Raw genomic sequence first — 26528 nt, 5'->3', positions numbered from 1 at the left:
CTATACATCTCATGGATTTTGCTAATATTGCATCCCAGTTGAACGCTGGAACGATTTTACCAGAGGGGATTGTTATTCTCACCCTCTTGGGGGTTTTGATTGTTGATTTGATTTTGGGGCGTACATCCGCACGCTGGATTGGATATCTAGCGATCGCTGGTTTATTTGCTTCGATTATCGCCCTATATTTTCAATGGGACTCTCCTAATCCCATCGGTTTTACTGGTAGCTTTAACGGTGATGACCTGAGTATCGTCTTTCGCGGGATTATTGCCTTGTCTGCGATCGCTACTATACTGATGTCAATTCGCTACGTTGAGCAGAGTGGCACCCCTTTAGCCGAATTCATCGCTATTTTGCTGAGTGCTACTTTAGGAGGGATGTTTTTATCCGGGGCTAGTGAGTTGGTGATGATTTTCATCTCCCTAGAAACCCTGAGTATCTCCTCTTATTTGTTGACAGGTTATACCAAGCGTGACCCCCGCTCCAATGAAGCAGCGCTGAAATACTTGTTAATTGGAGCTTCCAGCACGGCAATATTTTTGTACGGTGTATCACTGCTGTATGGACTATCTGGAGGACAAACTGAATTAAGTGCGATCGCTAATGGCATTGCCACAGCTAAAGTCGGACAATCTTTAGGTTTAGTGATTGCCCTGGTTTTTGCGATCGCTGGTATTGGCTTCAAAATCTCTGCTGCACCCTTCCACCAGTGGACACCAGACGTTTACGAAGGCGCTCCCACCCCAGTAATCGCCTTTTTATCTGTCGGTTCCAAAGCAGCTGGGTTTGCCCTAGCCATCCGCTTGCTGGCAACAGCCTTCCCCCTTGTTGCTGACGAGTGGAGGTTTGTCTTCACTGCTCTGGCCGTTCTCAGCATGATTTTGGGTAACGTAGTCGCCCTAGCCCAAACCAGCATGAAACGGATGCTAGCTTATTCATCCATTGCCCAAGCTGGGTTTGTGATGATTGGCTTGATTGCTAGTACACAGGCAGGGTATGCCAGTATGATATTTTACCTACTGGTTTACCTGTTCATGAATCTGTGCGGCTTTACCTGCATCATTCTGTTTTCACTACGAACCGGAACCGACCAGATTTCCGAATACTCTGGCTTATATCAAAAAGACCCACTCCTAACACTGGGATTGAGTGTTTCCCTACTTTCCTTGGGTGGTATTCCACCATTCGCTGGGTTTTTCGGCAAGATTTACTTATTCTGGGCTGGTTGGCAAGCAGGACTTTATTGGTTAGTTTTGCTGGGCTTAGTTACCAGCGTCGTCTCCATCTACTACTACATTCGCGTAGTTAAGATGATGGTTGTCAAAGAACCCCATGAAATGTCCGACGCGGTGAAGAATTATCCACAAGTGCGTTGGGATTTGCCTGGGCTAAGACCTTTGCAGGTCGGTTTGGTGGTAACATTAATTGCCACTTCCATAGCAGGGATTTTGTCAAATCCACTGTTTACATTGGCTAACAATTCCATCTCCCATACCCCAATTTTGCAAGCAACAATCAACAGTAGTGTAAAACCACAAAATCTACTGCTTTTGCCAAAGTTAGATTCGGTTAGTCAGTCTCAACCCTCAGTTGATTCTACTGAGAAGATTTAATAACCGGAATCTCAACCAAAGTTTGTATTCAAAGACACGCCTGTTTGCTAATAAGCAGACAGGCGTTTGTCATATCTTTAGTCCTAGATAATATTCCCAATTTGGGAATATATTCTTTTTGTTAAAATTCACATTAAGCCCATAATTTAACCGAGAGGAACAGCCCGGATTTAAATCAATACGGTTCAGTTAAGGCTAAAACTCTTTGTGAAAGTCAATTTTTTTAACGAACCACAGAGGCGCAGAGAAGACAGAGAGAAGGAAGAAATGCTTAACTGAACTGTATTGGGATTTAAATAGGAAGCTTAATGATAAACTCTGAACCTTGTCCTAGTGTTGAATTTACTTCCAGAGTTCCTCCATGTTTTTCGACAACAATTTGATGGGCAATTGATAATCCTAATCCTGTGCCTTGACCCACAGCCTTGGTGGTGAATAAATAGTCAAAGATTTTTTGCTGGATATCAGCTGACATTCCCATGCCATTATCTTTAATCCGAATCAAGATATGATTTTTATCTTCAGTCAGAGTGGTTTGAATCAAAAGTTGATTGGGATTTGCTTCAATTTCAGTATAGGTGCGTCCGGCATTAGACTCCTCTAAAGCATCAATAGCATTAGCTAACAAATTCATAAATACCTGATTTAGTTGTCCAATAAAACATTCTAATTCTGGCAAATTATCGTAATCTCTAATTACTTGAATATCGGGTCGATGCTCGGATGCTTTTAAGCGGTGTTTAAGGATCATGATTGTGCTGTCAATGCCATCATGAATGTTGCAATAAACTTTGCGATCGCTATCTGATCGAGAAAAGATTCTCAGACTGGTACTAATGTTGCGAATGCGCTGAACACCCTCTTGCATTGAGGAAATTAAATTAGGTAGATCGGAAAGCATATACTTCAAATCTATCGCTACAATTTTCTCTTGAATTTCTGGAACCGGATTAGGATAGTGCTGCTGATAGAGATCAATGAGGTTAATCATGTCTTGGAAATATACTGAAGCGTGTCCGAGATTGCCATGAATGAAACCAACTGGATTATTAATTTCATGAGCAACTCCTGCTACTAATTGACCAAGGGCAGACATTTTTTCTGTCTGTACAAGCTGAAGTTGAGACTCTTGTAGCTCTTTTAACGCCCTAGACAACGCTGCTGTCCTTTCTGCAACACGTTTTTCTAAAGTTTTTGTGAGATTTCGTAATTGAAGATGGGTTTTAATTCTAGCTAATAATTCTTCTTCATTAAAGGGTTTAGTGATGTAATCAACTGCACCTATACTTAGACCCTTTACCTTACTATCCGTATCAGAATTTGCCGTCATAAAAATTACGGGAATATCACAAGTAGCTGAATTTTTTTTCAGCCTTTTGCAGGTTTCAAATCCATCTATTCCCGGCATCATTACATCTAGCAAAATCAAATCAGGTAGTCTATATTCAGCCTGCTTAATTGCCCTTTCTCCATCATTTTCTGTAAGAACTTCAAAGCGGACATTAGTTAATACCTCAAATACAAATTCTAAATTTGTATTAGTATCATCCACTACTAAAATTAAACTATCTTCTGGTAAATAAAGCATTTTTATATCTGGCTTGTAATTCATGTATTTAAATTAATTTTACTCATTGTTACTTATTCACTATTGCCGTGCGATCGCAGCCAAGTCACCTCTATTTTATTGGCACACTGACTGAGAAGTTTCTAGTCTGACAATCCTATAGTTCCCAAAAACTCTGATAACAGCAACATTCTCACAGCTACTTGACCACGGAGGCGATCGCTACAGGATGGAAATTAACCACCAATCTTCACTTTCACTAGAGTTGAATATCCTCTTTCAAGAAGGCGATCGCCCTAAAATTAGTTATTATTGCCCTTGTATTTTTATAAAAATCTCTACTTATTTTCGTAAAATGTGCTGGAAAACCTTGATTTTTCGTTTTTAGTTCTCAATCAGCTTAAGCTTTGTAGCACAAATCTTATTAGTGGGATAGGTTCTTACTGGCTTTGATCTTAAGTTGACACGAATGAGCATTGCTGTGCCCCTACCGCGTGGTCTATTTACCTGAAAATTCTTGTAACTTATTGCGATCGCAATAATTTAATCTCTGTTAGTGTACAAGTAAAAGTAAAATCAGTGCCATTGAAGGGATGTCTGATGAATCACTCAAAAAACTTTTAATTTCATCTCCCTAATACTTTAGCGTTTCCTAATCACATGAGATACATGATAGCCCCCTCCTCGCTTGCGGGGAGGGGGTTGGGGGTGGGGTTCTTGTACCTTACTAAACCGAGAACCGCTATTATTAAGTAATCTTACAGTGGGGCAAGAGCAAGCAGGAAAGCTTGACTGGCTAGCTCATGAACTCAGCGATTGGCTTGGCTTACCAATTACTAGAGAGTAAACTACAAACTAAATTCTGCTGCGCCATCCTCATCCACATCTGCATCCTTACCCATAGCAGTCGGTTTAAATTTAGAGCCATGAATTAATTCACCAAACGCAATTCCTGAATTTTGGTGAAGAATATTCAGCACACTCATAAAATCTCGCACAATTTCCCCTGGTGTCAGCAATGCTTCTGCACCCAAGCGATTAATAACTTCTTGCACAAACTCCTTCAACTCACGATTTGTCAAAGTCTGTTCATACCCAAAATTGAGTGCATGAATCTCAGCTAAACGTTGCAAAAGCGTCAATATTTCTGCTTCACTCAACGGATTTAGCCGAATCACTGGCCCTAAATATTCCTGAACATTAGCTTGTGCAACAAAACGGCTTTCTTTTGTACGTCTTTGCCAAGCTTGGTCTGCAAAAAGTCCCCGTTTGGGGTCTTCTAAAAACTTAGTTGTTCCACCAACAACAATCCCAAGATGTTCAGCTTTGCACTGCATGGTGTCATTAAACATTGCGAGGAGTCGATTATAATTCTTTTCCCGCGTAACCGTAGTAGATATTTGATATAAATGTACAGCTTCATCAACTAAAATTAACAGCCCTTTATAGCCAATCTCAGCGACAAATTTAGCAAACAGTTTGATGTAGTCATACCAACTATCATCATCAATAATAACGCGCACTCCTAAAGCTGCTTTCGCCTCAACTTTAGTAGTAAATTCTCCACGCAACCAGCGCATCGCGGCATTTTTTAAATTATCATCGTCCAATCGATAGCCACGCCAATAAGCGATAACCACGCTACCAAAATCAAAACCGTGAACTAAGTCTTCAATATACTGAACTACTTCTCTAATTTTCAATTCAACTTGGTCATCAAAACCATCCTCATTCGGACGCATTTCAGTTTCTTTAACCACATCTTGTTGAATTTTATTAATCCATCCTTCTAAAATCGAGACTAAAGCTCCACCATCAGGACGAGTTTTTGTAGCTAGGTGGCTCATTAATTCTCGATAAGTGGCTACACCTTCATTCTTGCTTCCAGTCAATCGGCGTTCAGGGGATAAATCAGCATCAGCTACTACAAAACCTTGCTCCATCGCCCGGTTGCGAATTAGTTGTAATAAAAAACTTTTCCCGGAACCGTAGTTACCAATTACGAAGCGAAATGCTGCTACACCTTCTGCAATATCATCGAGATTTTGTAATAGGCTTTTGAGTTCTTTTTCTCGACCTACTGCTATATATTCAACTCCCACTCTTGGTACTACTCCCGCACCAAGGGAATTGATTAAAGCAGTGGAGATTTTTTTCGAGATTTTGAGCTTTGCCATGTATTACACTTCACTTTATTCTAAACGCATAAGCACGCAATAAAAATACCCCTAGCCCTGGCGAATATAATTCGGGGCTATACAGACAAAACCCACCTCCGTGGGTTTCAAATTCTTATAGTCCGCGCAGGCGGACTTCGTTTGTGTAGCCGCGATTTCTAATCGCTTGGTATATTTGCAAAGGTGAGATGTTCGCGTAGGTTAGATATATATTCACCTTACTACTAATCTGACGACGGCAATAATAATTTAATTTGACGAAGGATGTCTAGCCATGAGGTCTTCATAGATTGCAATTATTTTTCTGACATACGTTATATGCTCCTGATCAACTTTTGGACTTTCCGAATCTGTATTAATTACTAATTCACCAATAATATCATTTGCCCGTTCATTTATAGAATCGATTAATAGATTCGGCATAGTGATGTTTGCTTCGGCAATTTTTTTAATAGCAGCCTTGGGATTCTCTTGTTCGACTATAGCTTTTAATACTTGCAACTCATATCCTGGGAGATTTTCTAGAAACTTAGTCCACTCTTGCGGTATATTCTCCGATATGTCAACTTCCGATGTGTCTATGATTGCTGAAGATTCAATCATTTCAGAAAAAGGAAACAATTCGATATCATCTTCTTGGGAATTATCAGACAAAGGCTCTGTATTGAACGTTTCTATTTGTTGAAGTAATTCCCATACTTGATTTTGCAATGAGTCTCGTTCTTCTTGCAATAATGAAATTTGCCCTTGTAACTGCTGTAATTCGGCTTTGTTTTCTGCTAGTTCGATTTGTGAAGAATTCAGGATAGTTTGGATATTTTCTCTTTCGGTTTTTGTCGCTATCAGCAATTGATTTTTTTGGTTTGTCTCAACTTCTAGCTCTTGAATTGCAATTCGGAGTTCGTATAGTTTTTCTTCTAATTGGGGTTTGAGTCTGCCTAAAAGAGTTAAATTGCTTTCAATTTCTTGTTTCTCCTGCTGGAGTTCAGAAATTTGACTTTGCAACAGGGTGATTTCACTGCGAGATACATTACAATTCGACTCTAGACGGCGCTTTTCGGCTGTGAGGACAGAAAAAGCATTGTTCAATTCTGCTTGATTTTTCTGCAAGTTATTAATTTCAGTTTGCAGGCTAATAATTTCGGTTTCTAACTGCTTTTTTTGTCCGGCAAAAGTTCTTAATTCTCGATGTAGACTATCCCTTTGGTTACGGCTTTCTGTTACTTGATTTTGCAGTTGTTGTGACTCAGCATATAATAAATTATGATGTTCTTCGATTTGATTGATTTCTCTGACAACACGAGCCTTCAATCCCTCCATATCTTTAATTCGCTTGCGGAGAGAACCTAAAACAAACATTTCATAATTTCGGCGCCGCTTATCTACGAATAATACTGCGGCGTAGATAGTAACAGCAGTAATTATACCTGTGAGAAAGGCTTTATTAAAATCCCAGTTTGGGACAAGGCTAAGGCCAAAACTCACACTAAAGGCAACTATCCCTAATATCAATCGATTGCTGATCATTACTGATTGCATCTTGCTGGTTTTTAGCGTAGTTAAATTATCAGAATAAGTAGCTCTCATACTAATTTATAATTCGTAATTCGTAATTAAAATGCACATAAGAAAATACTTAATGTTCGGTGTTGGATGTGTTTTTATTGGCATGAGAAAGTGTTAAATCTGCTTTTAAGAAATCAATAAACTGCCGTGCTGTGCGTCCAGAACGACCATTGTGGCGAGTTGCCCACTGTAATGCTTGAAATTCCAAATCTTCTTGGGTAATATTAATTTCAGCTTGGGCGGCTAGATGTTGTACAATCTTTAAATAAGTTTTCTGATTGGCTGGTTCAAAGGTCAAAGTTAAACCAAAGCGATCGCTAAACGAAAGCTTCTCCTGCATCGTATCCCAGGCATGGATTTCTTCGTTATCCTTGGGGGCAGGTCTATCCACAAAAAACTCCCGAATCAAGTGACGGCGATTGGAAGTAGCATACACAACTACGTTTTGAGGCCGCGCGGTTAAATTACCTTCTAAAACTACCTTGAGGGCTTTAAAGGCATCATCATCTTCTTCAAAGGAAAGATCATCGACAAAGATGATAAACTTTTGTGACACACCCCGTAAATGTTCCACAATTTCTGGTAAGTCTTTTAAATCAGATTTTGCTACTTCCAACAGGCGGAGACTGCGATTGCTAAATTCATTCAACAAAGATTTCACCAAAGAAGATTTGCCAGAACCGCGACTACCATAAAGTAATACATGGAGTGCCATTTCTCCTGATAATAAAAACTCTGTATTTTTTAGCAAAGCATCTCTTTGAGACTCGTAACCGACAAGCGCACTCAGCTTAATCGGGTCAGAATACCGAATACCAATAAACTGTCCAGCTTGCCAGCGTAAAGCCCGATATTCTGCAAATAAACCAGAGCCATATTGCCGATAATAAGCTGCTAACTCTTCTACAGCATCACCCCAATTATCTAAGTCTTGTAGATATGTAGCGAACTTTGTCTCTACTCCTACCAATTCTTGCTCTTTATACCATACTACTGGTGAAATCGGCATCTGAGCTATGCCTTGTATCCACTCGCTCAAAGAAGCGCTGCTACATTCATTGAGACTTTGCAATATTTGTAAATCATGCTGAACTGCTGTTACTAAAGCTGGAGGTAAATCTTCAAATTCTCGCACTTGGGCTACCCTTGTAAAAGGATTCTCAGAGAAGAGAAGTTGAGTAATTAAATAGTCTTCCCAGTTTTGATTTCTAGCAGCCAAAGCGTGGAAGTAACTTCCGTAGGCTTGGAGACAACCCCGTGCATCGGCATCAGTGTAACGTATAGCTTGCAACAGTTCCAGAAACGCCGTCCCCGCTTCACCTTGCAGAACAGATTGGTACAGTAAAAGTGAGGCTGCTTGGCGCTGGAGATAGTGAACCTTTGTATATGAGGAAGTATTTGCCATTGGCATCGCTTGATTATCCATCAATCAACTGTGTGGTATAGCTAAATAGCTATGGTAAATTGTCTGCTGACGTGGCAGTAAAGTCAAAATCTACATCGGTTTTAACAATGAATTTAGGTATAGTTGCTGCTTTTGCCTACGGCATATTAGCGGTTGTTGGTGGCATTATTGGCTACATTCAGGCTAGAAGTAGGGTTTCACTATTAAGTGGTAGCATTAGCGGTTTATTACTAATGCTTGCGGCTTACTTTCAACTCCAAGGGCAAACCTGGGGTTCGATTTTAGCAGTGTTAGTTACTAGTGTTTTAGTAGTAGTATTTGCATTTCGACTGGCTAAAACACGTAAGTTTATGCCTGCGGGGTTAATGACGATTTTGGGTGTGCTGGCATTGGCGGTGATGGTGAATCAAATTGTGGCTTTAAGGTAGCATCAGTTTCCAAGCAATAACCACCCTCCTATTTTTTGTCACCTATTAAGACGTTCTTTCAGAGTGAGGGAGGTGATGATTTACAGCAGTGAATCAAGCAATTGGGTGTTCCTGTGTTTCTCTAATCGTGTACTGAGTAAAGTTTTGCGGTAAAAGCGTAGCGTTTTTAATGCGGGGTAATATCAGGCATTGCGAAAATTCAATCTGAACGGAAGACTGCCGTCACCACGGTCCATAAGGGGTTCCATCAGTAGTGCCATTAATTCCTGACTTAAACCAAAGGAGAAATTTCCATCCCCAAGGTACCGTAAGCTAAAGTAATTATTCTCACTATCGAAATTATCCCGGCGCAAGACTGTAATCACTTTTGTTGCGGTGGACAAGAATACCCAATAACGATACTTATCTGAGTTGATATGGCTAACAATAAAAGAATTCCAAGACTCTTGCCAAACTTGAATTGATGGTGTTGAAACGGAATGTGCGAAACCTCGAATATCATTGGTGATTGACGAATTTAGAACTAGTACATCATCGCAAACAAAGGCTGATATCCAGTCAAGAGTCTCAAATTTATCGGCAGTAGAATTGTATAGAACAAAGTTTGTATCTTCTTGCCAAATTATTTCCCCATTGCAAACTCGAAGTCCAAAAATAATTCCCCCAACATTTTGCTCAATGATATTACTATGGATACCATACGACTGTACGATAGCAATGATCATTGGCAGAATCCTGTCCGATGCCAACTTACCATTAACTAACATTGATAGTACTTGTGGTGTTAAAGCGGCATGATAGGAAGTGAGGCTTCCAATTGTATAGTAGTCAAATTGGTTACTGTCTAATCCATGCTTTGAGTCCCAATGCATAAGTTTTGGATCACCATTCGAGGGTGCATAGGCTAATAACAATTCAACAAATCGCTTAGGATCAAATGGCCCCAAACTGGCATTTACCTTTCCGAATAAATTCGCAAATGTTTCTGCACTGCAAAAATTTTCTTTCAGAAACTCAATAATTGCTGTTGCTAATTGAACATCGCCTGCAAAAGCTATAGCTGTGTCGGGTGCTATAGGTACAATTTTTAACTGCGATTCCTCAACGTACTCACCCCTAACTTTGTCGTGGAGTTGACCAAAGCTTGATTGATCAAAGTTTGGTGGAGATGATTTAGTAGCTGCGGTATCAGCCAAGAGGTAAACAGTATCCCCGTATTTCCAAGCAAAACAGTATGTCATAACATTAACCCTTAATAACTAGCGCTATTAAACTCTTTTTAACAAAAATATAATAGTTGTGATCGCCCTCGTCGGCGGGAAAAAGGTTTATGACGACATGCAATCAGAACTAGCACACGATTAGCGATCGCTGCGTGATAGACTGTCCACTGGATAGACTGGACACGTCCACTGGACAGTATTAAAGTGAAATGGTATAACACATTGGCATTGTATTGAGATGCATTCACAAAGCAAGCCGATACTTTCACAAAGCAAGCCGACGCATTCACAAAGTAAGCCGACGCATTCACAAAGCAAGCCGACGCATTCACAAGACAAGCTGACGCATTAGTATTGCAGAATATTACTAAATTTAATTCGCTACGAATTTGAAATGCTGTAGTTAGCGCAAAATTTGGCCAATCATTCGGTTCGCTTGAGAATCATAACCGCCGCCAAATAAATTGAAGTGATTCAAAATGTGATACAGGTTGTAGACGGTTTTTCTCTGCTCATAGCCTGGATCTAAAGGAAAGACTTCGTTATAACCTTTGTAAAACGCTGCGGGGAACCCACCAAACAATTCTGTCATGGCAATATCAACTTCGCGATCGCCAAAATAAGTTGCTGGATCAAAAATTACGGGTTCTCCTGACGCAGTACACCCAGCATTTCCACCCCATAAATCACCATGTACTAAGGAAGGTTGCACCTGATGATTCGCCAATACTTCCGGGATAGCTACGAGTAATTTTTCTTGCTGGGGGAAATTTCCTCCCCGTCGCCTTGCCAACTGAAATTGATAACCGAGGCGATGTTTAATATAAAATTCTGCCCAGTCTGCTGTCCAAGTATTGATTTGGGGCGTTGAACCAATAGTATTGTTAATTTTCCAACCAAAACCTTCGCTACTGCTAGCTTTATGCATTGCCGCCAACTTGCGCCCCATCTCTTCCCATGAATTGCTGTTACCGCTACCAAGTTCTAACCATTCCAGCACGATGTAACTAGAATTCACAGCTACACCCCAACAAATAGGTTTTGGGAGGCGAATACTAGTTGTTGCTAGCATTTCCTTTAAACCCAATGCCTCAGCCTCAAACATTGCAATTTGGGATGCTTGGTTAATCTTGACAAAGTAGGTGATCTGAGCATTGGAAACAGCATAACCTTGGTTAATGCACCCGCCACCAACCGATCGCCGTTGCTGACTCTGAAATTTTTCGCCCGTCACCTGGCTAATATGAGCATCGATTTGAGTCCACATGATTAAATAATTGGGGAGTGGGGAATGGGGAGTAGGGAGTAGGGGATGAGGGAGATGAGGGGGATGAGGGAGATGAGGGAGATGAGGGAGACAAGGAGAATAATCAATGCCCAATGCCCAATGCCCAATGCCCAATGCCCAATGCCCCATTCGCTAATTTACGGTTTGACGACAACTACACCATAAGCATCTGGGGAAAGATACTCTTTGGCAGCTTGCATCAAGTCAGTTGCATCTTGGCTGTGAATGATCGCTGGGTAGTTAAAGGCGGGTTCCAAATCTCCCACTAAAGACTGATAATAACCATACAAATTAGCGCGATCGCTTGGTGTTTCATTACCAAAAATAAATCTGTTCGCTACTCGCCGCCCCACGCGGGCAATTTCTGATTCTGTTACTAACTCGGTTTGTACTTGGCGAATGTGTTGTGCGATCGCATCCTCTACTTGTGCTAAATTTTCCACTGCACATTTAGCTGAAATATAAAATGTCCCTTGCAACTGATTGCTCATGTTGCTCACAGAAATTGAAGAAACTAATCCCCGTTCTTCTCGTAAATCCCTCACCAGTCTTGATGTCCGTCCATGTCCCAAAATTCCTGCTAAAACATCCAGTCCATAGGTGCGATCTAAGTGAGTCATTCCTGGAACTCGCCAAACCATCACTAGCCTTGCTTGCTGGAGACTTTCATCTCTAAATTCTCGACGGACAATTTCTGTAAATGGTGATTCAGTGGGGAGTGGGGAGTGGGGAGTGGGGAGTGGGGAATGGGGAGTTTTAGTGGCTTTTGTAAATCCTTCGGCAACGGTTGCAATTAATTCTTCCACAGGCAAGTTGCCCACAGCTACAGCAGTAATTGACTGGGGTTGATACCAATTAGTATGAAAATCTCGCATCTGCTGGGGTTTAAGTTCGGCAATCACCGATTCTGGCCCCAATACTGCACGGCGATAAGGTAACTCATCAAAGGCTGTCTCCATCGCCCGTCGAAATGTACGGCGCTGGGGATTATCTTCTGAACGTCTAATTTCTTCTAAAACTACTAATCGTTCACGTTCAAAAGCATCATCAGGAATACTAGCATTAGATACTACATCTATTTGTAGTGGAGCAAGTTCGGCAAAATCTTTGGGCGCAGTGGTTATATAGTAATGTGTATAGTCTTGGCTAGTAGCGGCATTGGTAACAGCACCCCGCTCTTCAATTCGACGTTCAAACTCGCCGCTAGCCAGTCGTTCTGTTCCCTTAAAAATCATATGCTCTAAAAAGTGAGCCATGCCGTTAATGGCATCAGATTCGACTGCTGAACCAACTTTAATCCATACGTTGAGGTTTACAGCTTCAACTGGCATCTGCTCTGCAATGATTGTCAAACCATTCGGCAACTGATGCAGGGTTGGGGTATTAAGACGAGGAAATTTCCGCAGGGTTGAAGTCATTGCTACTTGTGTGAGGAGCTATGTTACTTCTTTATCTTATCTGTCACCGAAAATGAATGAACGCAAGCCCCTGCTTTCAAGTAGCGATCGCTGTGCGCCAAAGTTGCATAAAAGCGTAGCGTTTTTAATGCAAGCTGACGCATTGGCATTGCAAGCCGACGCATTAGCATTGCAACGCGACGCATTAACATTGCAAGCCGACGCATTAACATTGTAAGCCGACGCATTAACATTGTAAGCCGATGCATTGCCATTGCAAGGTATTGACCAAGATAGCCGCGCTAGGCAGAGCAACTAAATTCTATTTATGGGGGCGGGTTTTGCCTGTGTGGACGCAGTTTCTAACCGCTCTTTTAATTCCCCAGTAAGACAGGCAGCACGAATTGAATGCCTAATTGAAATCCCCGTCACAAAACTTAATTACGTTCGCGTAGCGTGCCGGAGGCTCTATTACGAATTACGAATTACGAATTATTTTAACGAGAGTAAGGGTTATTGAAGGTTTCCCAAGCAGCGATCGCCGCCTTTTGCAGGCGAAAGTTGAAGTCTATTACATCTTTCATCATTAAGTGCCAGTTTCTCTCAGCTTCGTCCTGAATTATTGCCCACGAGTCTTCTAAGCGATCGCGTTCCATCAATTTTCTTCCTTCAATTAATTCCCGTGCTTGACGCACAGCTTTCAAATATGTTTCACGCGTCAGAGTACCTGCTGACTCAGCTTCAGCGCGTCTTTTTAGCGCCTCAATCAGCGCTTTGGTTTCGCGCTTCACTTCATCACTTTCGCCAGCCATTTCGATTTCTACTAATTCGTCGCTTTGAGAACTAATTCCGACAATTACTATTGATTTGTTGGATTCAATTACTGTGGGTTTAAAGGATTCAATCTTGTTAGCAGTCATAGTTAAAACATCCTTAATTACAAAGCTTACTCTCGGATAAAAACTGCACCCTATACTAATAATCATTAGTCATTGTTAATTTCACAAAGGACAAATGACTAATGACAAATGACAAATTAGTAAGCTTTTGTTGGTAGTTGTTGCTCTAATTTCAGCAATGCTGCAACTCGCACTTCTGTAGCAGGGTGACTGGAGAACAAGTTACCCAAAAACTGTCCAGAGATAGAATTGATAATTAATAACGGCTCATAAGCTGGATTGGCATTTAAAGGCATCTGCTTTGCTGAGGCTTCTAACCGTTGTAGCGCCCTAGCTAAGGCGCGGGGATTACCAGTTAATCTCGCAGAACCGGCATCAGCCGAGAATTCTCGTGTGCGCGAAATTGCTAGCTGAATAATCGTCGCAGCCACTGGCGCAAGGATTACTGTTAACAAAACTCCCAAAGGATTTCCACCTCTATTATCATCTCGTGAACCACCGCCAAACCATAGGCTGTAACTCACCATTTGCGCTAAGAATGAGATCGCACCAGCGACAGTAGCAGCAACGGCTTGTGTGAGGGTATCACGATTAATAATGTGGGTAAGTTCGTGGGCGATAACGCCTTCCAGTTCGTCCTCTGGCAATATATTCAAAATCCCTTCAGTAACAGCCACAGCAGCGTGTTCAGGATCGCGTCCAGTAGCGAAGGCGTTAGCACCAAGGCTAGGGACAATGTAAACTTTGGGCATAGGAATGTTAGCGCGATCGCTCAATCTCTGCACCATCCGATAAAGTCCTGGTGCTTCCCTTTCACTCACAGGCTGGGCGCGGTATACTGCCAGCGCAATCTTATCTGATTGATACCACGAAAATAGGTTTGTTGCTGCTGCCAACCCAATTCCGATAATCAACCCACTAGAACCGCCAATTACCCAGTAACTAATTGCGATTAAAAGACCACTTAGCGCCGCTAGCAAAGCAGCCGTTTTCAATTGATTTGTCATATTTTTGCTCTCCTGCTAATGCTGTGTAAATTTTTGAGAAAACAGCATTACTTAAGCTACACTTTGATTCTATCCAGCTAAATTTAGATATATGGTACAGAAAACCTATTAGATAAGTACGGTTTTCCCACTTAACTTTTATAAACATTAACTTAGTTGTTTTTGATACTTATCTATTGGTAATCAAATTAAGCTTTATAGATACTAAAAACGCATCTATCTATAGGAATAAATTGTTTATCGTAAATAAAAGGGTTTAAGAGTCTATCCCTTGTGCTTGATACACCTGTTCGGTAAATAGCTGAAAATCTAATTCACACGCCTTTAAAGCTTCAGTCGCTTGTGAATATCCTTGTGCATCAAACAAATCGCGATCGCGGATTTTTGGCAACCAAGAACGCAGTTTAGTTAGTTCCGCCTCATTCTCTTCCAACTCTGCAAAAGTGAGGTTACTTGTTTCCCGTTCCTCGCTCAATTCGCTATGGAAATCCCGACATTGCCCCAAAAACTCTTGATATTCTTGGTCTGCCTGCTGTTGAAAACGATCCATCAACATAGCATTTTGCTCAGGTTGATCAATCCAAATGGTTAATAAATCTGCTTCACCGCCACCTGCTGTAATGTCTGCTTTCAACTCTTTCAAATGCTGCTGCAAATCTTCTCGCTGTGGTAGCACGCACACCGACTGCTGTAGGTAAAGTGCGCCCAATCCCTTAAGTTTACGCCAAACATACACCCGTTGCGTTGAAGGTTGAGCAGGTACTTTGTACACCAATAGGTTCCAAGATTCTCTATCCATAGAGGTATTGTAACAAGTGTTGCATTCATTTTATCTTATTGCTAGTCTAATTATGAAACATCTGTTGCATTTATAAAAATTTATGAATCTGAACCATAAAGTTGGCAGCATTGACTGGAGTCCCATTATCCAAAGGATGGAACCTCACGGGAATTGTCACTTACCTGCATATCCAGGGGATTTGAAAGCTGTTTTACTGAATCATGCTAGTTTGGCTCAACATCCTCAAGGCGAGAAAGCCTACCAGTTGGCAAGAGAAATTGCCCGATTGACTACCTTCAGTGATGCAGAAATCACATATTGGTTCTCAAGAATTACAGAACTGATGTAGTCACACAATTTTGGATTATTGGGTATCTGGGCTTCGCTTTCGTGCAGACACCTTGGCAAGTTTGGGGATTATTTGCCCTTTATGGTTTGCATCTAGGCATGAGTCAAACAATTTTGGATTTTAGATTTTAGATTGACCCCAGCAATTACAGCAGAATTCAGAATTAAGGAGCGGAGCCGGAGACGCTCCGCCGAGGCGTCAGAATTCAGAAGTAAAACAGGCTTTATACCTGAGTTTGAGACTTAGCTTGTGTACTTCACTTTCCTTGAAATCTGCTGTAAGTCAGTGGCCACCGCAGGTCTTACCCTGAGCCTGCGCCGAAGGGCATTGCGGCTGTATTATTATTAGTGACTCAAAAAAACAAATATTAAATTCGACCAAAAGCAAAAATGGTATCCTTGAATTAAAGTCAAATTAATGGCGATGGAGCTCGCCAAAACCGCCTTTCCAGTGCAGGTTAAATTAATAACTGGAAGGCTGATGGCTCCTACTTTCCTCGCTGACTGCGGGAGAGTAGGGCTTGGCTAAATGCATTACCTGACTCCCCTGTAGAAAGTGTAACTCTACAAATCGCACCTCCAGGAGTCATGGGATGAAACACTTTCGTCAATTTGAACCATTTATTGCATTACCCCACCTGATTAAGTGGTTGCCTATTTCCATTGTGGTTGGCATTCTTGCTGGAACAGCTTCTGCGGCTCTTTTAGCATCATTGGAATGGGCAACTGATTGGCGAGAATCGCATCGGTGGATTATCGCCTTGCTACCCCTTGGTGGCTTCTTGAGTGGTTGGATTTATCATAAATTCGGTCGGACTGTAGAAGCTGGAAATAACCTTTTACTTGAAGAAATTCATAACCCCAAAAAGATTATTCCTTTCCGTATGGCTCCTCTTGTTTTACTAGGAACAGACCTAACCCATTTATTTGGTGGTTCAGCCGGTCGTGAAGGTACAGCATTACAAATGGGTGCTTCTTTGGCAGACCAGTTAACTAAAATATTACATTTTCAAGGAGCCAATCGGCGAATTCTGTTAACGGCAGGTATCAGTGGGGGATTCGCTTCAGTTTTCGGTACTCCCTTAGCTGGAACAGTATTTGGTCTGGAAGTTTTAGCGATTGGTAAAATTAATTATGATGCCCTTTTTCCCTCTTTAATTGCTGCGATCGTTGGAAATCAAGTAACCTTACTATGGGGTTTGCATCATACAGCATACCGACACGCGCCGTCTATACCGACGCTCACAATTTGGGGGCTGATTTCTGCCATTATTGCAGGTGCAATCTTTGGAATAGTCGCAATATTTTTTGCTAAAGTAACTCACAAAATCAGTCACTTATTTAAAGCAAAGATATCTTATCCTCCAATGCGTCCTTTAATAGGCGGTGTGATAATAGCAGCAATTGTTGGTTTGAGTGGAACAACTAAGTACATTGGGCTTGGTATCCCTACTATTGTTGATTCCTTCCATACTCAACTACCTCCTTGGGATTTTGCAGCAAAATTAGGTCTGACTGCTTTAACTTTAGGCGCAGGTTTTAAGGGCGGGGAAGTAACCCCTTTGTTTTTTATTGGTGCAACTTTAGGTAATGCCTTGTCGTTGCTTTTAGCATTACCTTCACCACTGTTAGCAGGAATGGGATTTGTGGGTGTGTTTGCGGGTGCAGCAAATACACCTTTGGCATCCACCTTAATGGGAATTGAACTATTTGGTTTGGAATCGGGGGTATTTATTGCTATTGGCTGTGTAGTAAGCTATTTATTTTCAGGTCATTCTGGAATTTATACTTCACAGCGTATCGGGTTAAGTAAATACTCTGCTGTATATTTAGAAGAAGGGGCAACTTTGGCTAATTATAGACGAGAAAAAGTTGAGCAAAAAATTGAGTTACCTGATGATGGTGAAGAAGAAAGAAGTAATTCTAAGGAATAATTTTTTGATGCAGTTAATGGATATTTTCAAAAATGAAGAATCATGGATTTGGCAAACTAGTTACATTTCTAAATCAATTGGAACAAGAGAAAATTAGTTACACCTTAGCCCATCATCGGGATAAAACTATTATGGTGAATGTGTCCGTGGCTGGTGAACGATGGGAAGTGGAATTTTTTGAGGATGGTTCAGTTGAGGTAGAACGATTTGTTAGTAGTGGAGAAATTAATGGGGAAGAGGTTTTTAGTGAATTATTTGCCATGTATTCAGAGCTGGAAAGCCATTCTACCAAACTTACCCAAAACGCTAAGTTTTCAACCACGATGTGAAGCGATCGCACAACAGACTCGGTTATTTGGTATATTTAATCAAATGGCAGAAAGTTAGAGTATGCGAAGTATCAAAATACGTTCTTATGTAGGTGAAGACGGAATATTACATCTAGATATCCCTGTATAAGTATACTCTATGCTGTAAACATATCCAGTGAGTAGGTTGAACGACTCATGATTAGCAAAGAAGTATTAAGAAGCGTTGCGTTAGAAATCCAACTTTTCAATAATATTGAGCAGAAGGAAACATTTCTGTTTGTTATTGGAGCGTTATTTTCTAGAGTAATTAGCTTGAAAAAAGCAGCAGAGATTATGGAGATTGAGCCTGATACATTTATTGAGATATTAGACCTAATGGGGCTGGAATTTTCCTATCTAACACCACAAGATATTTCAATTGAGAGGAATTGGTAACTTTTGTGAAGGTTGTTTTTAACTCCTCTCCATTAATTTTTCTAGGACGTTTAAGCTTTCTGGATATTTTTCTCGATTCTTTAGATGAATTTTATTTGCCAATATTTGTTGCAGAGGAAATCGGTGCTAAATCTGACAAAGCTTGTCAACAGTTAAAAGTCTTGATTGAGTCAGGCAAAATTGCAGCAATGGAAATTAAATTCATTTCTTTGGCTAACAGTCTAAATATGCGACTTGGGAGAGGTGAATCAGAAGCCATTGCTTTGGGAATTGAATTAGAAACAGACTATATTATTTTGGATGACTTTACAGCGAGAAAGGAAGCAACTCGACTGGGACTAAATGTTAAGGGAACATTAGCAGTCATCAGGAAGCTCCAGACAGATGGCAAAATTACTATTAGTAACTTAGAGCAATTTTATCAAGACTTAATAGCGATTAATTTCAGAGTCAAGCGCTCGCTTTTTGATGCCATCTTTGAAGATTAAATGAATGCGATCGCACAGACTACATCTATCTGGAAAATCTCACTTTGAATTGGAATATGCATAAAGTATCAATCGCATTAGACTTCAGACTAAAAAATCTTTTATATTTCTTAAAAAAGTTACAGTTTTCGCCGAAGCACGATCATAATTTCCATTGACTGCCCTATCAATAATTGCAGTAGTTTTTAAGAAAGCCTCTTTAGATTTATTTTCATCAGACAAAATTTCTTCTATTTTTTCACAATACTTAATAAACTTATTTGAGTATATAGCAGGCATATCATTACCCGATACTTGTATTCTAAAAATATTAAGCATATGATATTTAAAAGGACTATATTTTCCGTCCATTTGCTTTTTTCTGAAAAGTGCATCTAAACGAAATTTAGCATATGCACTGACGTAATAGCCTATTGGGTCATGATTAGATAAAAATATCTTGTTTCTAGTTTCATCTTGCAAGTTTGCACGATATCTACCTGCATTATGAGCTTGATCAAGAAACATAGAAGCAAAGCATCTCATCTGAGATGATATATCCACTATTCTAATTTTTTCAACACCTTGAATTCCATTAAACTGCCTGGGTCTTCTTTCGTAGAATAACTGTTTATCTTCTGGTAAAGACTTATAATATTCCTCAAGCTTTTTTTGAAAATCAGTTAATGCCTCAAGCTCTTCAAGCTTTACAGGTGTTTGTCTATTATTAGCTTTAATTATATTATTTTTTAATCGACTATCACGAGCTAAAGCAATTATTTTAATCGGTATATAAAGAGCATCATCAATTGATTTTTCGTTATAATATAAAACATGGCTAGTTTGACATCCATTAACGATTTGATAATCTGTAACAGTCATTTTATCTCCAACAACATTGATGTCTTCTGCAACAATAGTTATTCCATTGTTATAGAGTACAAATGATTTGTGTTCATCAGATTTTATTGTTGCCTCTATTTCCCGATTTACCTCATTGTCGACATCAAAATCTCGGACATTATCATAGAATAAACCTTTGATAATATTACCAGATTCATCAATAATCAATTTTAAATATTCACGTGCTGGTAAAATTCCAATGGCTTCATAAGCATCGAGAGTAGTTTTTGATGTGACATCAGTTTCAATCGCTAAATCTGGCGGCGGGTCATCAGGTTGTAAGCGGCGATGACCAATCATCTGTTGATAATTCTGAATATAAAAACAAGCATCAGGTTCAACTCCTGCTACACCTTGCCGTTTAAAGGTGGTGGAACCAAAAGGTTGGTATCTGATATCTTTAGCCTTCAGCAAGATTTTGACAATATCAGAAATTAAATCTTTGGGTATTTCATGTTCTGGTAAAGGAGCCATAATTTCTAAAGCACCCTGGCTGTAGGCAATTCGTGTAGTTCTTTTTTGTCCCAATTCTTGTAAAATAGATTCAAATTCTTCCCAGCTAACATCTGGAATGGTCACGGTGCTACCAGGTGCTAACTGCATCTGGCTAACAGCTTTGAAAACGGGAATAGCAGCAGTCATAACCAAAATATAAGTAAGCTGAATCTCAATAATTATCTATCAGGTTGCGGTGGATAATATAGCCCACCGTAACCTTTTGACTAATAGATTGAGTTTAACAAAAGCGGCTAAAAGCGATCGCCTTACACCTTAAACTTCTCGGTAATCCGCTTCATCGCCTCTTCGACATTTTCCCGGCTATTAAACGCCGAAATGCGGAAGTAACCTTCACCCGCAGCACCAAAGCCAGAACCAGGTGTCCCCACAACGTTGACAGTTTGCAACAACTTATCAAAGAACTCCCAACTGGACAAACCATTAGGCGTTTTTACCCAGACGTAAGGTGCATTCACGCCGCCATAAACTGATAATCCGGCGGCTGTGAGTTTCTCGCGGATAATTTTGGCGTTTTCTAGATAGAAACTAACCAATCCCTTGATTTGTGCTTGTCCTTCTTCAGAGTAAACCGCTTCGGCTCCTCGTTGGATGATGTAAGAAACGCCATTGAATTTGGTGGATTGGCGACGATTCCAGAGTTTCCATAGTTCCACATCAGAACCATCGGCGGCTTTTGCTGTGAGTGTCTTCGGTACTACGGTTAACGCGCAACGGGTTCCTGTAAAACCTGCATTCTTGGAGAAAGACCGAAATTCGATCGCAACTTCCCTTGCACCTTCAATTTCATAAATTGAGTGGGGAATCGACGGATCGGTAATGTAAGCTTCGTAGGCTGCATCAAAGAAAATAATCGAGTTATTAGCTTTGGCATACTCCACCCATGCCTTTAAATATTCCTTGCTAGCAGTTGCGCCAGTGGGGTTATTGGGAAAGCAGAGATAAATTAAATCGACTTTCTTTGAGGGAATCTCGGCAGTGAAGTTGTTTTCAGCCGTAATTGGTAGATAAACTAAGCCTTCAAACTCGCCTTTATCGTTAGCATCCCCAGTATTTCCCACCATAACGTTAGTGTCTACATACACGGGATAAACTGGATCAGTAACGGCAATGATGTTGTCATGTCCAAAGATTTCCAGAATGTTGCCTGTGTCGCATTTGGAACCGTCGGAGATAAAGATTTCTGAGGCATCTATATCGGCTCCCCGCGCTTGGAAATCTTGAGTAGCAATTTTCTCCCGCAACCAAGCGTAGCCTTGCTCTGGGCCGTAGCCTTTGAAGGTATTGCGATCGCCCATTTCTTCCACAGCTTTAATCATTGCTGTGCGGCAAGCCTCCGGCAGAGGTTCAGTAACATCACCAATGCCCAACCTGATGATTTTAGCATCAGGATTCGCTTGGGCAAAGACATTCACCCGCCGAGCAATTTCTGGAAACAGGTAGCCCGCTTTCAGTTTCAGGTAGTTGTCGTTAATAGTTGCCATAGTAAATATGAAAAACGCCCTCAAACAGCTTACTGCTAATTTATGAGGGCGGGGAGTGGGGAGTGAGGGAGATGAGGGAGATGAGGGAGATGAGGGAGAGAAATAACTAATGCCCCATGCCCAATGCCCCATGCCCAATGCCCCATGCCCAATGCCCAATGCCCAACTACACATTTACCGGTAGTTTATTATCGGCTGAGGGGTAACTGCTGCGATCGCCAATTCCGAACTGCGTGAGTGATTCTTGACCTGTAATCAATCTTGCTCCGCGATTACGGGTGAAATAGTTCCACGCCCACTTAATTATCACTACTAATTTGTTGTCAAATTCAATTAAGAAGTAGATGTGAATCAACAGCCAAAACAGCCATGCAAAGAAACCTTTCAGCTTGATAAAACCCAAATCTACCACAGCAGAATTGTGCCCAATCATCGCTAAACTACCGTGATCAACATAAGCAAAGGGTGGCAAACTCTCACCTGCAAGCCGCTTTTGGACTAGTTCTGCTACATATTCACCTTGTTGCTTCGCTACAGGTGCAACACCAGGTAGGGGTTTCCCATTTTGATGAGAAAAATTTGCTAAGTCGCCTATTACAAATATATTGGGATGTCCCTTAATACTCAAGTCAGATTCGACAATAATCCGTCCAGCGCGATCACACTCAGCATCTGTGCGTTCTGCTAGCACTTTTCCCATTGCTGAAGCTTTCACACCTGCTGCCCATAATACCGTTTTTGAGGCAATTTCTTTAACTTCATCACCTTGTTTGAGGGTAACAAGATCATTTTCAATATTCGTTACCAATGTTTTTGTCTGGACAATCACCCCCAACCGCGTTAGAGATGCTTCCGCTTCTTGTGATAACTCTGGTGCAAAGGGTGGCAAAATGCGATCCAGACCTTCTAATAGCAAAATCTTCGCTTCTGATGTGTCGATGTTGCGGAAATCTTCTTTGAGAGTTTGATTTGCCAATTCTGCGATCGCGCCCGCTAATTCTACACCAGTTGGGCCACCACCAATAATTACAAAAGTTAACCAAGCACGGCGTTTTACTGGATCTGTTTCTTTTTCTGCGGCTTCAAACGCTGTAAAAATCCGGCGACGCATTTCTATGGCATCTTCTACAGTTTTCAAACCAGGGGCGAATTCTTCCCAGTTGTCTTTACCAAAGTAGGAATGCTTGGCTCCTGTGGCGACAATTAACGTATCGTAAGCTATTGCTTCGTCGCCCACAATCACTTTTTGTGCTTCTGGATCAATATTATTCACCTCTCCCAGCAACACTTTCGTATTCTTGCTCTTGCTGAGTACAGAACGCAACGGCGAAGAAATATCCGCAGGAGATAGCGCACCTGTAGCGACTTGGTATAAGAGGGGTTGAAATAGATGAAAGTTACGTTTATCAATCAGAGTAACGTTTACTGCCGCTTTAGCGAGTGTTTTCGCCGTATAAAGTCCACCAAAACCACCGCCAACAATTACTACTTGATGAGGTGGATTATTGTCAAGTGAATTTACCATAAGAAATATTATCCTGTACTCCGACTATTGTAACTATTCTTAACAAATTTGTATCAAAATTGTCATCATATATTTTGTATTGCTTTTTACATTTGAAGAATAATTAAAGTATTGAACTTCACACGACTTCAAGTCGCGTGATGGAAAGCTTCAACGATGTCGGACTGAATAGAAGACAGGACTTACGAGTTTTCCACAGGCATTTACAGAACTAGCCCTTTCAAGGTGACTTGTAAAATCTCTTTTTTTCTCTCTGCGTCTCTGCGATTAAAAAATCTTTTATTTTAACCACAGGTCTAAATACCCGTTACAAAACTTAATTACGTTCGCGTAGCGTGCCGGAGGCTCTATTACGAATTACGAATTATTTAATAAAGCCTCTGGAATACGTGGTGAGGTGATGAGGAGAATTTAAAGATAAGTAAAAGGCAGGTAATTCCACCTGAGAAAAATGAATAAACGTATTGTGGGTAACAGCTGCATATTAGATTGACGAAGATATGACAAAATCATGACGAAAATGTGACGACATTGATGAGGCTGTGAACACAAAAAGTAACAACTTCTTGACTTGTTGTATATAAAATTAATAACATTCTGAATGTTTCGATCTTAATATCGGTAAATACTGATACTGTAAAGAATCCAGTTGTTATATCTGATGTGGCAAGAGTAACTTCATGTGACCTCCTGACAAAAAAATGTATTATATAGTACAGTTTTTTATCAGGAAAAAATAAACAATTAGTCAAATTTCTTAGTTTATTCCTGTAAGTGAACATTCAGATTTCTCACAATATCAGGCTTTTTGATATTAGAAAAATGTGGTTAAAGACTTACAGAAAAGCTTCTTCTTTGTTGTTGATGCCACCGCAACTATCCTAACGTGATGGGCTGTCGGTTTTGAGGCAATCATGCTCAAGTTTATTTGACATATTTGACATAAATACTTTCAGACTCTTCCTGAAGAGCTTGATTGACAATTGAGGTTTTGGTTGTTTAAAAATACTTACCTTGATGGAGGTTTTACTTAGTGGGTAACAAGAGAAGCAGGGTAAAAACTATCATATTTAAGGCTTGTAGTTCTTTGGGAAAAAATAGCTTAAATTGCCTCAACATATTTGGCTATTTGGTAACAAGCTTTATTGTCTTTTTCGTGAAGGCGGGATCTACCCCAGTCAAGAAAGGCTTTTTCCTCTTTAAGCATCAGCAATTCCCGACAAAGAAGAAAATGCCGATGACTGTTGGGCAAAGTCAGCAAGTTAACAAGTTGGCACGATTGGGACAGCGTTTACGTGATCCGGAGTGGAGGCGCTACGGCTACTTACTACTGCTGGGCAAGGCAATGGCGATCATGATGCTGTTCATCGTATTTGCCTTCATCCCCAATTTGATGGAAACACCAGCTCTAGCAGCCGATCCAGTACTCAAAGGCAATGACATCGTTAACCCGATTAATACCCTCTGGACGCTGCTAGCGGCCTTCCTAGTATTCGCAATGCAGGTAGGTTTTACGATGCTGGAAGCAGGTTTCTGTCGCTCTCGTGAAACCGTCAACGTCTTGATGGAGTGCATTGTTGACACCTGTCTTTGCGGTTTATTGTTCTATGCCTGGGGCTTTGCCTTCATGTTCAGTCATGGTAACGGCTTGATTGGACTGAATTGGTTTTTCTTGCAAGGGTCTCCTACCACCTATGAAAGTACAGGCGTAGCGTTTCTGGCGTTCTGGCTGTTTCAGTTTGCCTTTGCAGACACCTGCTCAACCATTACCTCTGGGGCGATGATTGGGCGGACAGGGTTTATAGGCGATCTTCTCTACAGCTTTGGCGTTTCTGGATTCATCTACCCAATTATCGGACACTGGGCTTGGGGGCCAGACGGGTTTCTGGCAACGATGGGCAGCAAAGATGGTTTCCTGCCTTTCTTGGGAATTGGCTTCCATGACTTTGCAGGCTCTACAGTTGTTCACACCATTGGGGGATTCATTGCCCTAGCGGGTGCGATCGCACTTGGGCCGCGTTTAGGTCGGAGTTTCAAGCGCGACGGTGGTGGGCCAATGTTACCGCATGACCTTGTAATTGCTGCTTCAGGCGGTCTGATTCTGTGGTTCGGCTGGTACGGTTTCAACCCCGGTTCAACACTCTCGGCGATGGACTTTGTGGGGACTGGACGGGTTGCCGCTAATACTACCTTGGCAGCATGTGCAGGCGGTCTGTCGGCACTATTTTTTGGATATCCAAAAACAAAAAAGTGGGATTTGAGTTTCACCGTCAACGGTTTCTTGGCGGGTTTGGTTGCGATCACTTGCCCCTGCTATTGGGTGAATCCGACAGGTTCAATCATCATTGGGTCAGTAGCTGGCGTAGTTGTAATTCTAGGCATAGACCTCTTGGAATGGCTTCGGATTGACGACCCCATCGGTGCAGTTCCTGTACATGGTTTTTGCGGGATCTGGGGAACGTGGTCGCTGGGCTTGTTTGCCACTGGTGAATTCGGCGCGACTGGCCCCATCGTACCTGATGTCTCTGCACCGTTAAGAGGTCTGCTTTATGGTGGGGGGATACAGGTGTTGAGCGCACAAGTTATCGGCAACCTAATTATTACTGTGTCTACATTCGCTCTGGCAATGGGGTTGATGTATTTGGTAAATTTGACCGGGACACTGCGTGTGTCGAAAGAAGGCGAATTGGAAGGTTTGGATTTACACGAGCATGGCATACCAGCCTACCCTGAATATGTCATTAGTTCAGCAGCTAACCCTGGCAGTTCTCCATTAGAAGAAGTAAATAAATAGAGAGCTTGCGCCAAGCACACCCTAAACAGAGAAAAGTGCTAAAAATCTATCAGTCTTCATCCCCATCAGTCGGTGGGGCTTTTTTATGGAGAAAAAGTCGGGTAATCACTATTTCCCGATGATCTTGACAAAGAGTTCGGTTAAGGCAAGAGATGCGATAAATCGCCGTCTTTACAATAATCAGTCCTCTGTAGAGACGGCGATTTATCGCGTCTTTGCGATAAGCGTCGTGTCATTAAAAAACCTTATCCGAACCGTATTGGCATTTGTCCCAGATTGCGATCGCAATTGGAGGAGAATTAATCATTTCTCTAACTTCAAAAAAAATGGGCGAAACCCCGGTGACAAGATGAGAAGCATTGATTTTGCTGATCAGCGCGTCTTTAAAAAGCTTGGGGTTGTGAATGCTCAGTACCATTTTGGTAAATTTCTCAAAGGTAGATGTAGGATTTATGTA

24 protein-coding genes, 1 pseudogene and 1 riboswitch are annotated in these 26528 nt (G+C 41.2%); of the genes and pseudogenes, 10 read left to right on the top strand and 15 right to left on the bottom strand.

The genetic code is table 11. The annotated features are described in order from the left end of the window. Positions 1 to 11 precede the first annotated feature (11 nt). Positions 12 to 1616, top strand: a complete 1605-nt coding sequence (locus V7L05_RS33315; RefSeq protein ID WP_335170552.1) for an NAD(P)H-quinone oxidoreductase subunit N — start codon at positions 12 to 14, stop codon at positions 1614 to 1616. 292 nt (positions 1617 to 1908) lie between these two features. Here the strand turns inward: V7L05_RS33315 and V7L05_RS33310 are convergent, their stop codons facing one another. The 4 genes from V7L05_RS33310 to V7L05_RS33295 form a co-directional block, all read right to left on the bottom strand. Beyond that, entirely contained in the window at positions 1909 to 3228 is a 1320-nt protein-coding gene (locus V7L05_RS33310; RefSeq protein WP_335170551.1) for a hybrid sensor histidine kinase/response regulator, read from the bottom strand. Between the two features lie 803 nt (positions 3229 to 4031). Then, on the bottom strand, positions 4032 to 5360 hold the full coding sequence (locus tag V7L05_RS33305; RefSeq protein WP_335170550.1) for an ATP-binding protein: 1329 nt from the start codon (positions 5358 to 5360) through the stop codon (positions 4032 to 4034). 249 nt (positions 5361 to 5609) lie between these two features. After that, the gene (locus V7L05_RS33300; RefSeq protein WP_335170672.1) at positions 5610 to 6899 is read right to left on the bottom strand and encodes a tellurite resistance TerB C-terminal domain-containing protein; all 1290 of its coding nucleotides are present in this window, start codon (positions 6897 to 6899) and stop codon (positions 5610 to 5612) included. A gap of 97 nt (positions 6900 to 6996) precedes the next feature. Further along, positions 6997 to 8352, bottom strand: coding sequence for an ATP-binding protein (locus V7L05_RS33295; protein WP_335170549.1), 1356 nt, complete (start codon positions 8350 to 8352; stop codon positions 6997 to 6999). Between the two features lie 86 nt (positions 8353 to 8438). Here V7L05_RS33295 and V7L05_RS33290 point away from each other — a divergent pair, with 86 nt between their 5' ends. After that, entirely contained in the window at positions 8439 to 8759 is a 321-nt protein-coding gene (locus tag V7L05_RS33290; RefSeq protein WP_335170547.1) for a TMEM14 family protein, read from the top strand. Between the two features lie 182 nt (positions 8760 to 8941). On the opposite strand, the gene V7L05_RS33285 is transcribed toward V7L05_RS33290, so the two are convergent. Continuing rightward, positions 8942 to 10000 carry a hypothetical protein gene (locus V7L05_RS33285; RefSeq protein WP_335170546.1) on the bottom strand — a complete coding sequence of 353 codons (1059 nt, stop codon included), beginning with the start codon at positions 9998 to 10000 and terminating at the stop codon, positions 8942 to 8944. A gap of 385 nt (positions 10001 to 10385) precedes the next feature. Beyond that, positions 10386 to 11249 (bottom strand): fructosamine kinase family protein, encoded by an 864-nt coding sequence (locus V7L05_RS33280; protein WP_335170545.1) that lies wholly within the window; start codon positions 11247 to 11249, stop codon positions 10386 to 10388. A gap of 45 nt (positions 11250 to 11294) precedes the next feature. Between V7L05_RS33280 and V7L05_RS33275 the strand changes: the two genes are divergently transcribed. Continuing rightward, positions 11295 to 11435, top strand: a complete 141-nt coding sequence (locus V7L05_RS33275) for a hypothetical protein (protein WP_335170544.1) — start codon at positions 11295 to 11297, stop codon at positions 11433 to 11435. Here the strand turns inward: V7L05_RS33275 and V7L05_RS33270 are convergent. Further along, a complete protein-coding gene (locus V7L05_RS33270; protein ID WP_335170543.1) occupies positions 11408 to 12688 on the bottom strand; it encodes a M16 family metallopeptidase in 1281 nt (426 codons plus the stop codon). The genes V7L05_RS33275 and V7L05_RS33270 overlap by 28 nt on opposite strands. Before the next feature lie 52 nt (positions 12689 to 12740). On the opposite strand from V7L05_RS33270, the gene V7L05_RS33265 reads away from it, so the two are divergent. Then, a complete protein-coding gene (locus tag V7L05_RS33265) occupies positions 12741 to 12905 on the top strand; it encodes a hypothetical protein (RefSeq protein ID WP_335170542.1) in 165 nt (54 codons plus the stop codon). Between the two features lie 259 nt (positions 12906 to 13164). Here V7L05_RS33265 and V7L05_RS33260 read toward each other — a convergent pair whose 3' ends face one another. The 3 genes from V7L05_RS33260 to V7L05_RS33250 all read right to left on the bottom strand — a co-directional run bounded on the left by V7L05_RS33260 (position 13165) and on the right by V7L05_RS33250 (position 15372). Further along, positions 13165 to 13587, bottom strand: a complete 423-nt coding sequence (locus V7L05_RS33260) for a hypothetical protein (RefSeq protein WP_335170541.1) — start codon at positions 13585 to 13587, stop codon at positions 13165 to 13167. A 116-nt stretch (positions 13588 to 13703) separates the two neighbouring features. Continuing rightward, complete coding sequence (locus tag V7L05_RS33255; protein ID WP_335170540.1) at positions 13704 to 14573, bottom strand: zinc metalloprotease HtpX; 870 nt, start codon at positions 14571 to 14573, stop codon at positions 13704 to 13706. 256 nt (positions 14574 to 14829) lie between these two features. Next, a complete protein-coding gene (locus V7L05_RS33250) occupies positions 14830 to 15372 on the bottom strand; it encodes a Chromate resistance protein ChrB (protein WP_335170539.1) in 543 nt (180 codons plus the stop codon). Positions 15373 to 15454: 82 nt separating this feature from the next. On the opposite strand from V7L05_RS33250, the gene V7L05_RS33245 reads away from it, so the two are divergent. The 5 genes from V7L05_RS33245 (at position 15455) to V7L05_RS33225 (ending at position 18870) form a co-directional block, all read left to right on the top strand. After that, positions 15455 to 15703, top strand: a complete 249-nt coding sequence (locus V7L05_RS33245; protein ID WP_335170538.1) for a hypothetical protein — start codon at positions 15455 to 15457, stop codon at positions 15701 to 15703. A gap of 410 nt (positions 15704 to 16113) precedes the next feature. Beyond that, positions 16114 to 16200, top strand: a riboswitch (Fluoride riboswitch). A 95-nt stretch (positions 16201 to 16295) separates the two neighbouring features. After that, on the top strand, positions 16296 to 17636 hold the full coding sequence (locus V7L05_RS33240; protein ID WP_335170537.1) for a voltage-gated chloride channel family protein: 1341 nt from the start codon (positions 16296 to 16298) through the stop codon (positions 17634 to 17636). 32 nt (positions 17637 to 17668) lie between these two features. Then, positions 17669 to 17965 carry a hypothetical protein gene (locus tag V7L05_RS33235; RefSeq protein WP_335170536.1) on the top strand — a complete coding sequence of 99 codons (297 nt, stop codon included), beginning with the start codon at positions 17669 to 17671 and terminating at the stop codon, positions 17963 to 17965. 177 nt (positions 17966 to 18142) lie between these two features. Further along, entirely contained in the window at positions 18143 to 18382 is a 240-nt protein-coding gene (locus V7L05_RS33230) for a hypothetical protein (protein ID WP_335170535.1), read from the top strand. 5 nt (positions 18383 to 18387) lie between these two features. Continuing rightward, positions 18388 to 18870 carry a DUF3368 domain-containing protein gene (locus V7L05_RS33225; RefSeq protein ID WP_335170534.1) on the top strand — a complete coding sequence of 161 codons (483 nt, stop codon included), beginning with the start codon at positions 18388 to 18390 and terminating at the stop codon, positions 18868 to 18870. An 84-nt stretch (positions 18871 to 18954) separates the two neighbouring features. Here the strand turns inward: V7L05_RS33225 and V7L05_RS33220 are convergent, their stop codons facing one another. The 4 genes and pseudogenes from V7L05_RS33220 to V7L05_RS33205 all read right to left on the bottom strand — a co-directional run bounded on the left by V7L05_RS33220 (position 18955) and on the right by V7L05_RS33205 (position 23277). Beyond that, the gene (locus V7L05_RS33220) at positions 18955 to 19920 is read right to left on the bottom strand and encodes an AIPR family protein (RefSeq protein ID WP_335170671.1); all 966 of its coding nucleotides are present in this window, start codon (positions 19918 to 19920) and stop codon (positions 18955 to 18957) included. A gap of 24 nt (positions 19921 to 19944) precedes the next feature. Continuing rightward, positions 19945 to 20394 (bottom strand): annotated as a pseudogene (locus V7L05_RS33215) (Uma2 family endonuclease); the annotation flags it as partial. 122 nt (positions 20395 to 20516) lie between these two features. Continuing rightward, a complete protein-coding gene (locus V7L05_RS33210) occupies positions 20517 to 21752 on the bottom strand; it encodes an LL-diaminopimelate aminotransferase (protein ID WP_335170670.1) in 1236 nt (411 codons plus the stop codon). Positions 21753 to 21918: 166 nt separating this feature from the next. After that, positions 21919 to 23277: an NAD(P)/FAD-dependent oxidoreductase gene (locus V7L05_RS33205; protein WP_335170533.1), complete on the bottom strand. Its 1359-nt coding sequence runs from the start codon at positions 23275 to 23277 to the stop codon at positions 21919 to 21921. A gap of 1237 nt (positions 23278 to 24514) precedes the next feature. On the opposite strand from V7L05_RS33205, the gene V7L05_RS33200 reads away from it, so the two are divergent. Beyond that, entirely contained in the window at positions 24515 to 26071 is a 1557-nt protein-coding gene (locus V7L05_RS33200) for an ammonium transporter (protein ID WP_335170532.1), read from the top strand. A 235-nt stretch (positions 26072 to 26306) separates the two neighbouring features. On the opposite strand, the gene V7L05_RS33195 is transcribed toward V7L05_RS33200, so the two are convergent. Continuing rightward, positions 26307 to 26489 (bottom strand): hypothetical protein, encoded by a 183-nt coding sequence (locus tag V7L05_RS33195; protein ID WP_335170531.1) that lies wholly within the window; start codon positions 26487 to 26489, stop codon positions 26307 to 26309. Positions 26490 to 26528: the final 39 nt, after the last annotated feature.

It is taken from the genome of Nostoc sp., assembly GCF_036917755.1.
Lineage (GTDB): Bacteria > Cyanobacteriota > Cyanobacteriia > Cyanobacteriales > Nostocaceae > Nostoc.
The sequence above is the reverse complement of the archived record's forward strand: the minus strand, read 5'-3'. Positions and strand labels throughout refer to the sequence as shown.

What these genes read in the sequence shown, in the direction of transcription:
- V7L05_RS33235 (WP_335170536.1), top strand. Translation starts at nt 17,669, where the DNA reads ATGAAGAATCATGGATTTGGCAAACTAGTTACATTTCTAAATCAATTG.
- V7L05_RS33195 (WP_335170531.1), bottom strand. Translation starts at nt 26,489, where the DNA reads ATGGTACTGAGCATTCACAACCCCAAGCTTTTTAAAGACGCGCTGATC.
- V7L05_RS33240 (WP_335170537.1), top strand. Translation starts at nt 16,296, where the DNA reads ATGAAACACTTTCGTCAATTTGAACCATTTATTGCATTACCCCACCTG.
- V7L05_RS33270 (WP_335170543.1), bottom strand. Translation starts at nt 12,688, where the DNA reads ATGACTTCAACCCTGCGGAAATTTCCTCGTCTTAATACCCCAACCCTG.
- V7L05_RS33310 (WP_335170551.1), bottom strand. Translation starts at nt 3,228, where the DNA reads ATGAATTACAAGCCAGATATAAAAATGCTTTATTTACCAGAAGATAGT.
- V7L05_RS33280 (WP_335170545.1), bottom strand. Translation starts at nt 11,249, where the DNA reads ATGTGGACTCAAATCGATGCTCATATTAGCCAGGTGACGGGCGAAAAA.
- V7L05_RS33230 (WP_335170535.1), top strand. Translation starts at nt 18,143, where the DNA reads ATGATTAGCAAAGAAGTATTAAGAAGCGTTGCGTTAGAAATCCAACTT.
- V7L05_RS33250 (WP_335170539.1), bottom strand. Translation starts at nt 15,372, where the DNA reads ATGGATAGAGAATCTTGGAACCTATTGGTGTACAAAGTACCTGCTCAA.
- V7L05_RS33205 (WP_335170533.1), bottom strand. Translation starts at nt 23,277, where the DNA reads ATGGTAAATTCACTTGACAATAATCCACCTCATCAAGTAGTAATTGTT.
- V7L05_RS33315 (WP_335170552.1), top strand. Translation starts at nt 12, where the DNA reads ATGGATTTTGCTAATATTGCATCCCAGTTGAACGCTGGAACGATTTTA.
- V7L05_RS33300 (WP_335170672.1), bottom strand. Translation starts at nt 6,899, where the DNA reads ATGCAATCAGTAATGATCAGCAATCGATTGATATTAGGGATAGTTGCC.
- V7L05_RS33290 (WP_335170547.1), top strand. Translation starts at nt 8,439, where the DNA reads ATGAATTTAGGTATAGTTGCTGCTTTTGCCTACGGCATATTAGCGGTT.
- V7L05_RS33265 (WP_335170542.1), top strand. Translation starts at nt 12,741, where the DNA reads ATGAATGAACGCAAGCCCCTGCTTTCAAGTAGCGATCGCTGTGCGCCA.
- V7L05_RS33305 (WP_335170550.1), bottom strand. Translation starts at nt 5,360, where the DNA reads ATGGCAAAGCTCAAAATCTCGAAAAAAATCTCCACTGCTTTAATCAAT.
- V7L05_RS33295 (WP_335170549.1), bottom strand. Translation starts at nt 8,352, where the DNA reads ATGGATAATCAAGCGATGCCAATGGCAAATACTTCCTCATATACAAAG.
- V7L05_RS33285 (WP_335170546.1), bottom strand. Translation starts at nt 10,000, where the DNA reads ATGACATACTGTTTTGCTTGGAAATACGGGGATACTGTTTACCTCTTG.
- V7L05_RS33200 (WP_335170532.1), top strand. Translation starts at nt 24,515, where the DNA reads ATGACTGTTGGGCAAAGTCAGCAAGTTAACAAGTTGGCACGATTGGGA.
- V7L05_RS33210 (WP_335170670.1), bottom strand. Translation starts at nt 21,752, where the DNA reads ATGGCAACTATTAACGACAACTACCTGAAACTGAAAGCGGGCTACCTG.
- V7L05_RS33260 (WP_335170541.1), bottom strand. Translation starts at nt 13,587, where the DNA reads ATGACTGCTAACAAGATTGAATCCTTTAAACCCACAGTAATTGAATCC.
- V7L05_RS33245 (WP_335170538.1), top strand. Translation starts at nt 15,455, where the DNA reads ATGAATCTGAACCATAAAGTTGGCAGCATTGACTGGAGTCCCATTATC.
- V7L05_RS33255 (WP_335170540.1), bottom strand. Translation starts at nt 14,573, where the DNA reads ATGACAAATCAATTGAAAACGGCTGCTTTGCTAGCGGCGCTAAGTGGT.
- V7L05_RS33275 (WP_335170544.1), top strand. Translation starts at nt 11,295, where the DNA reads ATGAGGGAGATGAGGGGGATGAGGGAGATGAGGGAGATGAGGGAGACA.